This is a genomic window from Bradyrhizobium hereditatis, assembly GCF_020329435.1.
Taxonomy (GTDB): domain Bacteria; phylum Pseudomonadota; class Alphaproteobacteria; order Rhizobiales; family Xanthobacteraceae; genus Bradyrhizobium; species Bradyrhizobium hereditatis.
Genome location: NZ_JAGKJK010000052.1, coordinates 1 through 1,533, shown reverse-complemented (window position 1 = coordinate 1,533; position 1,533 = coordinate 1). Strand labels below are relative to the sequence as shown.

Genomic DNA, 1,533 nt, shown 5'->3' with positions numbered 1-1,533 from the left:
CCCAGGCTGTGTGAAAACGCTCTGTTTGCTGTGATTCGCGCGATAAGATTCCCTGCGATTTGCGGGGCATCCGATGAAACGCTTTGTTGAAGGGTTAGATCGCGGGCAGAGCACCCTGTTTCCGGCGTCGCTCGATGACTATGTGACCAAGGATAATCCGGTGCGAGCGGTCGACGTGTTCGTCGACAGTCTTGATCTCGACAAGCTGGGGTTCATCGGTGTTCAGCCACTCGACACTGGCCGCCCCAGCTATCACCCCCGCACTATGCTCAAGCTCTACATCTACGGCTATCTTAACCAGATACCGTCGAGCCGACGCCTGGAACGGGAATGCCAGCGTAACATCGAGATGATCTGGTTGACCGGGCAGCTGGCGCCGGACTTCAAGACGATCGCGGACTTCCGGAAGGACAATGGCAAGGCCATTCGTGCGGTCTGTGGCGAGTTCGTCGCGCTGTGCCGCAAGCTTGAGCTGTTCACTGCCGCGAGCGTCGCCATCGACGGATCGAAGTTCAAGGCTGTCAATGCACGGGACAAGAACTTCACCGAGGCCAAGATGAAGAGGCGTCTCGAGCGGATCGATGAGAGCATCGCCCGCTATCTCTCTCAGCTTGAAACCGCCGATCGGCATGGCGACGCGGTGCCGGAGGCGAAGGTTGAGCGGTTGAAGGGCAAGATCGAGAAGCTCAAGGAAGAGATCGTTCGACTCAACGCGATCAACGTGGAGATGATGAAGAGCGAGGACAAGCAGATCTCACTGTCCGATCCTGATGCACGCTCGATGGCGACAAGTGGCAAGGACACCGGCATCGTTGGCTACAACGTGCAGATTGCCGTTGAAACGCAGCATCACCTCATTGTGGCTCACGATGTGACCAACGTGGGCAGCGATCGCCACCAACTCACCAACATGGCCGGGCAGGCTCGTTCCGAGATGGCTGTCGAGACGCTCGAGGTTGTTGCGGATCGCGGCTACTACGACGGCGAAGAACTCCGCGCCTGTGAGCAGGCTGGCATCACGGTCACATTGCCGAAACCGCTTACCTCAGGCGCGAAAGCCGCAGGTCGCTTTGGCAAGCAGGACTTCGTCTACGTTACGGCCGAGGATGTCTATCGCTGCCCTGCCGGCGAACGGCTGACGTACCGCTTCACCGGCCAAGAGGATGGCAAGATGCTGCGCCGTTACTGGACGACCGCTTGCCAAAGCTGCGCACTCAAAGCTCTGTGCACGACTGGTCCCGAGCGGCGCATCGCACGTTGGGAGCACGAGGCCGTGCTGGAGAGGGTTCAGCGGCGGCTCGACCAAGAGCCCAACAAGATGACCTTACGCCGTCAAACGGCGGAGCATCCGTTCGGGACCATAAAGGCCTGGATGGGGGCGACGCACTTCCTGATGCGAAGACAGCACAAGGTTGCGACCGAGATGGCGCTCAATGTGCTCGCCTACAATCTAAAACGTGTAATAGCCATTCTGGGCTGCCGAACACTGCTGGAAGCGATGCAGACGTAAAGGATTTTGCACTGGAGCCAACT

Annotated in this window: 1 protein-coding gene; it reads left to right on the top strand. The window is 58.8% G+C overall.

Features of this window, described 5'->3' with window-relative positions:
• The first annotated feature begins 73 nt into the window (after positions 1–73).
• Positions 74–1,510 carry an IS1182 family transposase gene (locus J6524_RS36970; RefSeq protein WP_225678754.1) on the top strand — a complete coding sequence of 479 codons (1,437 nt, stop codon included), beginning with the start codon at positions 74–76 and terminating at the stop codon, positions 1,508–1,510.
• Positions 1,511–1,533 lie beyond the last annotated feature (23 nt).